The organism is Planktotalea sp. (assembly GCF_049680325.1).
Lineage (GTDB): Bacteria > Pseudomonadota > Alphaproteobacteria > Rhodobacterales > Rhodobacteraceae > Planktotalea.
Genome location: NZ_JBAUHO010000244.1, coordinates 1 through 7,855 on the forward strand (window position 1 = coordinate 1; position 7,855 = coordinate 7,855).

At 56.4% G+C, this 7,855-nt stretch carries 7 protein-coding genes; 5 read left to right on the forward strand and 2 right to left on the reverse strand.

All coding sequences use genetic code 11. The annotated features are described in order from the left end of the window. The 3 genes from WBC85_RS11125 to WBC85_RS11135 form a co-directional block, all read left to right on the forward strand. Nucleotides 1-615 (forward strand): proton-translocating transhydrogenase family protein (locus WBC85_RS11125; protein WP_424436783.1); only part of this gene is annotated, 615 nt, incomplete at its 5' end. A 13-nt stretch (nucleotides 616-628) separates the two neighbouring features. Next, nucleotides 629-2,104: an NAD(P)(+) transhydrogenase (Re/Si-specific) subunit beta gene (locus tag WBC85_RS11130; RefSeq protein ID WP_424436786.1), complete on the forward strand. Its 1,476-nt coding sequence runs from the start codon at nucleotides 629-631 to the stop codon at nucleotides 2,102-2,104. Nucleotides 2,105-2,307: 203 nt separating this feature from the next. Further along, nucleotides 2,308-3,591, forward strand: coding sequence for a DUF3422 family protein (locus WBC85_RS11135; RefSeq protein WP_424436789.1), 1,284 nt, complete (start codon nucleotides 2,308-2,310; stop codon nucleotides 3,589-3,591). Here WBC85_RS11135 and WBC85_RS11140 read toward each other — a convergent pair. Both WBC85_RS11140 and WBC85_RS11145 read right to left on the reverse strand, forming a co-directional pair. Next, entirely contained in the window at nucleotides 3,524-4,609 is a 1,086-nt protein-coding gene (locus tag WBC85_RS11140) for a YeeE/YedE family protein (protein WP_424436792.1), read from the reverse strand. The two genes, WBC85_RS11135 and WBC85_RS11140, sit on opposite strands and share 68 nt — an antisense overlap. Nucleotides 4,610-4,819: 210 nt before the next feature. Next, nucleotides 4,820-5,992 (reverse strand): 4Fe-4S double cluster binding domain-containing protein, encoded by a 1,173-nt coding sequence (locus WBC85_RS11145; RefSeq protein ID WP_424436795.1) that lies wholly within the window; start codon nucleotides 5,990-5,992, stop codon nucleotides 4,820-4,822. Between the two features lie 336 nt (nucleotides 5,993-6,328). On the opposite strand from WBC85_RS11145, the gene WBC85_RS11150 reads away from it, so the two are divergent. Together WBC85_RS11150 and WBC85_RS11155 are read left to right on the forward strand one after the other, a co-directional pair. Further along, on the forward strand, nucleotides 6,329-7,273 hold the full coding sequence (locus WBC85_RS11150) for an NAD(P)-dependent oxidoreductase (RefSeq protein WP_424436798.1): 945 nt from the start codon (nucleotides 6,329-6,331) through the stop codon (nucleotides 7,271-7,273). Nucleotides 7,274-7,347: 74 nt separating this feature from the next. Next, a complete protein-coding gene (locus WBC85_RS11155; protein ID WP_424436801.1) occupies nucleotides 7,348-7,830 on the forward strand; it encodes a hypothetical protein in 483 nt (160 codons plus the stop codon). Nucleotides 7,831-7,855 lie beyond the last annotated feature (25 nt).

A 7,855-nucleotide genomic window follows, 5' to 3' on the forward strand; every position in this document is an offset into this window, starting at 1 on the left:
TTACCATCCCGCATGGCAACGCAGGCCTCTACGCTTTATGCGACGAACATTCGCCATATGATGACGGATCTGACCCCTGAAAAGGACGGCCAGATCAATCACAATATGGAAGATGATGTGATCCGCGGCGCGACAGTGACGTTTGAAAAGGAAATCACTTTCCCGCCGCCACCGCCAAAGATCCAGGCGATTGCGGCCAAGCCCAAGGAAGTCGTTCCAGAGCTGACAGCTGAAGAAAAGCGCGCCGCAGAAGTCGCCGCGTTCAAAGCGCAAACCAAAAGCCAGGTCACCTTGCTCGCGGTTGGTGCGGTTCTGCTGCTTGGCGTCGGCCTTGTGGCCCCGGCAAGCTTTATGCAGCACTTCATCGTCTTTGTTCTGGCGGTCTTTGTTGGCTTCCAAGTGATCTGGGGAGTGGCGCATTCTTTGCACACACCACTCATGGCGGTCACAAACGCGATTTCCTCGATCATCATTCTGGGCGCGCTGATGCAAATCGGATCGGGCTCTTTCCTGGTGATCCTGCTCGCGGCTTTGTCGGTCTTTATGACGGGCATCAATATTTTCGGCGGTTTTCTCGTGACACGGCGCATGCTCGCCATGTTCCAGAAATCGTAAGGGGGCTGGATAAATGGAATTTGGTTTTACAACAGCAGCTTACGTAGTTGCGGCGGTTCTGTTCATTCTGTCTTTGGGTGGATTGTCAGGACAAGAAAGCGCGAAACGCGCGGTATGGTATGGCATTGTCGGCATGGCGCTGGCGGTGGCTGCAACACTGGTTGGACCGGGCGCGGGGTATTGGTTCCTGTCGCTCCTGCTGATCGCAGGGGGCGGCGCAATCGGGTACCAACTGGCGACCAAAGTGCAAATGACGCAAATGCCGGAACTGGTAGCTGCGATGCACTCGCTTGTTGGTCTTGCGGCGGTTTTCGTCGGCTTTATTGCACATTTCGAGATTGGCAATGTCGCAAGCCTGATGGCAAGCGCACCGACATCGCTGAATGCAGAAGGCATGGAAGCATGGCTGCACGATCAACACCTCGGCACTTTTGCGGCGTTGATCGCACATAAAGCGCCTGTCGAGATCAATATCCTGCGTGTCGAGTTGTTCCTTGGTATCTTCATCGGTGCGGTGACTTTCACGGGCTCTGTTATTGCTTATGGCAAACTGGCGGGCAAAGTGGATAGCGCAGCGACGAAACTGCCAGGCGGTCACATGCTCAATATCGCGGCGGCTGCAATCGCCGTGATTACGTTGATCTGGTACACCAACACGGGCGGTTTCTTCCCGCTGTTCCTGATGACCTTGGCGGCGTTGTTCATTGGCTACCATCTTATCATGGGCATCGGCGGCGCGGATATGCCAGTGGTTGTTTCCATGCTCAACAGCTACTCTGGCTGGGCAGCGGCAGCGATCGGTTTCTCCCTCGGGAATGACCTGTTGATCGTTGTTGGTGCGCTGGTTGGCTCCTCTGGTGCGATCCTTAGCTACATCATGTGTAAGGCGATGAACCGTTCGTTCGTCTCTGTTATTCTTGGTGGCTTTGGTGGTCCGGCGGGCGAACAAATGGCCGTTGAGGGCGAACAGATCGCGATTGACACCGACGGTGTTGCGACAGCGCTGAATGAAGCCGATAGCGTCATCATCATTCCGGGTTACGGTATGGCGGTTGCGCAGGCGCAGGCGACAGTAGCCGAGCTGGTGCGCAAGTTGCGTGCGAAAGGCAAAACCGTGCGCTTTGCAATCCACCCTGTAGCGGGTCGTTTGCCCGGTCACATGAACGTTCTGCTGGCGGAGGCCAAAGTGCCCTATGACATCGTGATGGAAATGGACGAAATTAATGACGACTTCCCAGATACGGACGTCGCCATCGTCATCGGCTCCAACGACATCGTGAACCCGGCAGCGCAGGATGATCCGAACTCCCCAATCGCGGGCATGCCCGTTCTGGAGTGCTGGAAAGCCAAGCAGGTGTTCGTGTCCAAGCGTGGTCAAGGTACGGGGTATTCCGGCATCGAAAACCCGCTGTTCTATAAAGAGAACACGCGCATGTATTACGGTGATGCGAAAGAGAGCCTCGATAAGCTCTTGCCGATGATCGACTAAGCTGCGCGACTTTAGAGACTAAGAAAGCCCTGCCATTTGGCGGGGCTTTTTTGTTTGGCGCTGGTTAATGGGAAGCCGCCTGATTTTTTAGCTTTGTATACGATGGTATTCATCTAACACATTGCAAGAAAACAATTTTTTCTTTTCATGACGGTGTGATCTGCGTAAAAGGGACAAAGCCCAGTTCCCTGAAAGGCGCGCTCTTGCCAACTGTAAAAGATCATCCGCTTCGTTACCAACTTTCTAACGAGCTGCACGCGCGGCCCTTTCCAAGCGTCGGCGCAGGTTCGCGGGCGGTGTTTCTGGCGCTCAAACATGCCGAAGGCGATGTGCAAAACGCGGCCGACGCCGATTTGGTGCATCTGATCCAATTGCTCGATCGCTATGGAACTGCGCATCCGCAACCGGGTGCGACCCATTTTTCCGGACCTATCGGGCGTCACAATCTGAAATGGGAACGGCACACGGAATTTGTCACCTATACGTTGATGATGGATGGCTTGGGCGAACGCCCCTTCGATCCAATGGATTTTGACGTTTTTCCGTCCGACTGGCTAGAAGCCGCACAAGGAACGCGAATGGTGTCCGCGATGCTGAGGGTCGAGCCGAGCCAGAGCGACACCGAGGCGGGTGACAAGCTGGAGGACTGGTTCGTGCGCGAAAGCCTTGCTGCCAGTGCCGTGCTTGACGGCGCTGCGATTGTCGCGAGCGATTTTCATATTGATCCCGCAGGGCATAGCCGCTTTGCCGTGTTCGCGCGTGAAGGCGTCGGGCAGGGGCGTTTGGGACGGATCGTGCAACGTCTGTTCGAGATCGAAACCTACAAAAGCATGTCGATGCTCGGCTTTGCGCAGACCCGTGAGATTGGCCCGCAAATGGGCGCGCTGGACAGTGGGCTTACCACGTTGATGGGCTCGATGCAGGTTGGCGGGGAAGCGGCAGAACGTCAGCTTGACGAGTTGCTGCGCATTTCGACCGATCTTGAAGCGCTACAGGCACAAACCGAGTTCCGCTTTGGTGCGACGGGTGCTTATGAGGCTATTGTAAACCAGCGCATCGCGACCCTGCGCGAGTTGCCCTTCGAGGGTCGGCAAACCTTGACGGAATTCATGATGCGCCGCTTTGATCCTGCCATGCGCACAGTAAAGTCATCGCAAACGCGGCTATCGCGGATGTCAGAGCGCGCGGTGCGCGCCTCGCAGCTTTTGCGAACACGCGTGGATGTGGATCGCTCTGCGCAGAACCAGAAACTGTTGGAAAGCATGGATCGCCGCGCCGACATGCAATTCCGTTTGCAAGAGACTGTCGAGGGGCTCTCGGTGGTGGCGATCAGCTATTACGCGGTCTCGCTGGCCAGCTATTTGATCTATCCCCTCACTGGCGTCACAGGCACCAGCAAGGGGATATTAACGGCGCTGGTTACTCTGCCGGTAGTATTGATTGTGTGGCTTTCGGTGCGCCGCCTGCGAAAGAAGACCCACGGTTAAGCAAAGCGTTCGCCGCCACTGCGCCTGCGGCGATTGCCAGCAAAGCAAGCAGCGCAGCAAAGCTCAGCGTTGGAATACCTGCAAGTCCTGCACCAACTGTGCAACCGCCTGCAAGAACGCCGCCAAGCCCCATCAGTACGCCGCCGCCAATGTAGCGACCCGTCTGCTGTGGTGTCTCAAAGCTTTGCCACTGGAAAGTGCGGAAGATCAGAGAGGCAATCAACGCACCCGCAAGCGTGCCGCCGATCAGCCCCGTGCCAAAGCCTGCTGGAATAGAGCTGGACGCAACCGACCAGAACAGGCTGTCCGCCATTGGGGACGTGAACGACAGGCTTTCCAAGGCAATCGGGTCAAACTCGTCAAAGAGCACGAAACCTGTGCCAACCCATGCAAGGGGAACAAGCAGACCAAGCAGCGCGGCCAAGATCAAAGTCCCACGTGCCGCGCTGGACCTGAACGCTGTAACGAGTGCAGCAGCGGCGATCAGGGCGCTCCAGAACAATGCACCGCCGGGCAGGGCAGCAAAGCCGGTAAGTTCACCCAGATCGAGCGTGAGCGAACCCAGTGCAGTGCGCACAGGGGCAAGCACGCCTTTCAATGCGGCATGTGCCGTGATTGCAAAGACGATCATCACAAACAGCGCGCGAAGGTTGCCCGTTCCTGCCAGCACAGTAAGGCGCGACGCACATCCGCGCGTCAGAACCATGCCTGCGCCAAACATTACGCCGCCCGCAAGGATTGCGAGGATCGGTAGGTCGGACGTATAAAAGCGGTGCTCGTCAAACGTAATCAGTTCAAACCAGATCGCGGCCTGCGTTCCAAGGACAGCAAAGGCGAGCGCCATCAGCCAAACACCCATCGAAGAGCGCCGCTGCGCGCCAATCAAGGCGCTACGGAAACAAAACTTTGTTCGCTCTGCCAAGATGCCAAAGGCAAGGCCAAGCGCGAGCGCAAGGGCGAGCGAGGCGGCTTTGGGTGTAATGTCCCAGTCTGTGATCTCTAGAATGGTTTCAAACATGGCGCGAGCCTCCTTGATTGGGCATGCGTTTCAGAACGCTGTTCCAATTGGGGCTTGGAATGCCCGCTGTCAAACATTCAAAGGGCGGTTATGCTGGTGTTATCTGGAACGTATGTTCTGCTTTCTCGCCCAGTGCAGAACCGCCGTTCTGCAACGTGCATTTTTCCAAAACACCGTTTCGGTTTCGCGCGCGCTTTCGCTGCGTGATCCTTATTTCCCGCTGGCATCCCACCAGAGCGATGGTTTGATCCGCCCACCGCGCCCTTTGTCGAGCCAAAGCGCAAAACGGCGCAAGGGCGATAGGGCGAGTTTGAGCCAAAGCCGGTGGCGGCGCTGGGTAAAGTTCCGATTGAACGGACAGACGCGCATGCAGATCGCACAATCGGAGGACATTTTTGCCCAAAATCCGAAGCACTTTTCTGCGTCAGAGGTCCATTTGCGCACGCCCTTGATGCTTGATGGTTGAGTGCTAAGGGCCGGTGCGCCAAAGGGCAGTGCTTTGACAGGGCAGGCATCGGCACATTTCGTACAAATGTTGCAGAACTCTGTCACGCCCAGCTTTTTGGGCGGGTCGGCCTGGAGCGGAAGCGAGGTGAATATCTTTGAAAACCTGAGGCGCGGCCCGAACTCTGGTGTGATGACCATTTGGTTGCGCGCGTATTCTCCAAGCCCCGCTTTCAAAGCGTAGGGAATGACCAGCCCTGTATCGTTCATCGACGCGACAGCCTCATACCCTAAATTGCGGATGTATGCGGCCAGTTGCATGACAATCGCGGCTTCATGGCTGTACTCGCGCCCGGTCGCTGCCCCTGCAAGCGCAGAAGGATAGGTGGCGACCAAATCCTCCTCCATCTGATGCCCCAGAACGATGACATGGGTGATGCCTTCGGGCAGATCATTGGGCGCTGCGCTCATATCCCGGGTATCCACGCGCGATGCGTAAAGCCAGCGGTCATCGCGCTGGGTAATCGCGCAAAGATCTGCGCCAAAGAACCGGGCGATGCGCTTGATTTCAGCGCTCATCTTGCCGGGATCATCAATCGGGATCTGATCGGGCGCGACTGGCGTGTCATAGGCAATAGGTGCCTGAAATCCTTCGCGTTTCCCAACGGCCGCCCCGCGATCCGAGATCACGTCGGAAATCAACCAGGAGGCATTGCGTAGGGCAAAATCGCGCTGGGTAAAACCGTCACCCCGCCGCGGCGCGGCTTCCATGCGATAAGATGCAAAGAAGGCATCACTTTTCGGGGTTCTCACCCGTTCATCCCAAAAGGCACGGGTAAAGACATCATTGCGCTGAACAAAAGGTTCGAAGTCTTCGGTAACATCTATCCCGGCTTCGGTGTCGTTGTCGCGTGATGGATGGTTGGGTAAATAGCTCATGTCGTGAGCCTAACCTGCGGTGCGCCCGTCGCAAGAGCTGGATTCGAGTTTATTGGCAAAATGAAGACAGGGTGGGTCACCCCGATTAGCGCGGGTCTACTGACATCAGGCTGAATCGGGGCTTCACTTTGCGCCCGGGGTCGCTCTCCAGCTGTCCGGGTGAGCCCGTCCTAGGCGATTAACCTTAATGATCGGTTACAATCGGAGCGGTGGCCCCGCTTCATTTTGCCCATAAACTCACTGTTGTGCAGTTGCTAATTCATGCCAAGGGTCGCGAATAGGCGCGACGGGTCGGAAAGCGACTTTCAATTATGCGCAAGCAAAAGGGAGACAGGCATGAAAATTGGTTTTATCGGACTTGGCAATGTGGGCGGCAAGCTTTCGGGGAGTTTGCTGCGCAACGGTGTTGAGTTGAGCGTACATGATCTTGATGGCGCTTTGGTCGCTAGGGCGGTTGATGCGGGCGCAAGTGCTGGCGGCAGCGCCGCTGCTTTGATGCGAGAGTGCGACGCTGTTATCACCTGTTTGCCAAGCCCTGCGGCGTCTGATGCGGTGATGCAGGAAATGCTGCCGGAAGTGCGCGACGGCAAGATCTGGATGGAAATGTCCACCACAGATGAGGCGGAAGTGAAGCGCCTCGGGGCAATGGTGATCGCAGCAGGCGGCGCGGCTGTTGATTGCCCCGTTTCCGGCGGGTGCCACCGCGCCGATACAGGAAATATTTCAATCTTTGCAGGATGTTCACGCGACACCTTCGAGCGGATCTTGCCGTTGCTGACAATCATGGGCCGTAGGGTTTTGCACACGGGTGACCTTGGCTCTGCGAGCATTCTCAAAGTTATCACCAACTATCTGGCGACGGCCAATCTGGTGTCTTGCGCCGAGGCGCTGACAGTAGCCAAAGGCGCAGGTATGGACCTTGCTACCGCCTATGAAGCCATCCGAATTTCGTCTGGCACGTCCTTTGTTCATGAGACGGAAAGTCAGGTGATCCTGAACGGCAGCCGCGATATTTCCTTTACGATGGATCTTGTTGCCAAGGATATCGGTTTGTTTCAGGCGGTCGCGGATCGCGCGCAGGTGCCTTTGCAGCTTAATCCGCTTCTCATTGATATCTTCAATGACGGTATCGAACGTTTCGGACCGAGGGAGCTTTCTCCGAATATTATCAAGCGTTTGGAAGAGGCGACAGGTCTTGATGTCAGAGCACCGGGCTTTCCTGCCGAAATGGTTGATGACGAACCTGAAGAGCGCGGCGCCGAGGTTATTGTGCGGCGCTAGGGCGCTGCGCTCTCGCAATTGATAGGAACGGGGGGTAAGGGTGGCGCAATTCCATTTCGAAAAGGGCCGCCCTTATGTCTGATAAAGTAATTGCAACGCTCGCCGCGTCCCCGCCGCGCCGTATTACAGGGACCGCTATGCTTGCGATCCTTGGGGGGTTACTGATCTACTTGGCGCTTGCGCTGCAAATCGGTGCGTCTCAAATCATATTGATCGTTTTTGGCATCGGGGCTTTGCTTGCTGCGATGAGATTACACAGCGCGACCTCGCAGGTCATCGAGCTTACCGAGCATGAATTGCGCATTCAAGGCGGTGACGTATTGGCCAAAGTGTCGAATATTGAAAAGGTTGAACGCGGTGCCTTTGCCTTCAAACCTTCAAACGGCTTCTTGGTGACGCTAAAATCGCGTGGGGAGCGTCGTTGGTCGCCCGGGCTATACTGGTCGTTTTCGCGCAAGATCGGGGTGGGGGGTGTCACCGGCGCACCGCAGACCAAAGGCATGGCCGAGGCTCTGGCTATTTTGATCGCGCAGCGCAGCGCGGAAAACTCCAAGTAACACCCAATAAAAAAAGCCGCGTTGT